2 protein-coding genes are annotated in these 1,446 nt (G+C 61.1%); both read left to right on the top strand.

The genetic code is table 11. The features are described 5' to 3' along the window. Positions 1 to 1,240, top strand: a 1,240-nt coding sequence (locus EOB49_RS33855; protein ID WP_245472968.1) for an ATP-binding protein, incomplete at its 5' end; no start/stop codon positions are given. Then, a partial coding sequence (locus EOB49_RS38270) for a response regulator (RefSeq protein ID WP_245472969.1) occupies positions 1,137 to 1,446 on the top strand: 310 nt, incomplete at its 3' end. The genes EOB49_RS33855 and EOB49_RS38270, both read left to right, overlap by 104 nt.

The raw sequence follows: 1,446 nt of genomic DNA, 5'->3' as shown, positions 1-1,446 counted from the left end.
CTTCATCGCCGCCAACCCCGCCACCGCCGAAATGGTTCGCGCCGCTTCGGTCGACGATCTGATCGGCAAGACGGATTTCGATTTCTACCCCAGGGAGGTGGCCGAACGCTTCCGGCAGGATGAGATGGGCGCGCTGGAGGCCGGGCAGACGTTGCGGATCGACCAGCCCGCGCTTTTCCCGGATGGCCGGCAAGGTTGGCTCTACACGCTCAAGGCCCCTTTCCGCGACGAGGCCGGGAAGATCGTCGGCGTCATCACCTACAATCGCGACATCACCGAGCAGAAGCGCACCGCGCAGCTCAAGAATGATTTCATTTCCACGGTCAGCCACGAATTGCGCACCCCGCTGACCTCCATCCGCGGCTCGCTTGGGCTGATTGCGGCCGGTGTGGCCGGCGAACTGCCGCCCAAGGCCGCCAATCTCGTCAACATCGCGCACACCAATAGCGAAAGGCTGGTTCTTCTCATCAACGACATTCTGGATATGGAGAAGATCGAATCGGGCGTGATCACCTTCAAGATCAAGCAGATGCCTGTCCGTCAGGTCCTGGAGCAGGCCATTGCCGCCAGCTCCAACTACATGGCTGACAGCCGGATCAGGATCGTTCTGATCGACGATGCGCCGCGCGCCGAGGCCAACATCGATCCGGATCGCCTGCATCAGGTGATGGCGAACCTCCTGTCGAATGCGATCAAGTTCTCGCATGCCGACGGTACTGTCACAGTGAAATTCCAGCGTCATGACCACGACATGCTGCGGATTTCCGTGATGGACCAGGGCGCTGGCATCCCGGAGGCTTTCCGCAGCCGTATATTCGGAAAGTTCGAGCAGGCCGACGCCTCCAGCACCCGTAAGATAGGCGGCACCGGCCTAGGCTTGAGCATCGTCAAGGCCATTACCGAAAAACTGGGCGGAGCCGTTTCCTTCGAAACCGAGGAAGGCAAGGGAACCTCGTTCCACGTGGACCTTGCAGAAGTACGCAGGCACCACCCAAGGCCGTATCCGCCACCGCACCTGACGCGGAAGCCCGATGGGCGCCTACGGGTTCTGATCTGTGAAGACGAGACCGACGTCGCCGCAGTGATTGCGGCACTCTTGGATGCGGAAGGGCTTTTCCAGCGACGTCGCACCCGATATCGCCACCGCAAAGGCGCTTCTGCGGTCCCGCGAATACGTGGCCTTGACCCTCGACATCAAGCTGGCGGGGGAATCCGGCATCAAACTCTTCCACGACATTAGGGCATCGCCGGTGAATTCCGACATTTCGGTCATCGTCATCTCCGCCGTTGCCGATGAGGCCAGGCGCTCGCTCAACGGCAGCGCCGTCGGTATCGTCGACTGGCTGGAGAAGCCGGTGGATTCGAAACGGCTTCACGCGGCTCTCGCCAAGATCCTTGCTGGCAGAACCGAGCAGAGGCCGAAGATTCTCCATGTCGAGGACGACG

Origin of the sequence: Mesorhizobium sp. M7A.F.Ca.MR.148.00.0.0, assembly GCF_003997735.1 — a bacterium.
Classification (GTDB): Bacteria; Pseudomonadota; Alphaproteobacteria; order Rhizobiales; family Rhizobiaceae; genus Mesorhizobium.
This window is presented reverse-complemented; position numbering and strand designations above follow the sequence as displayed.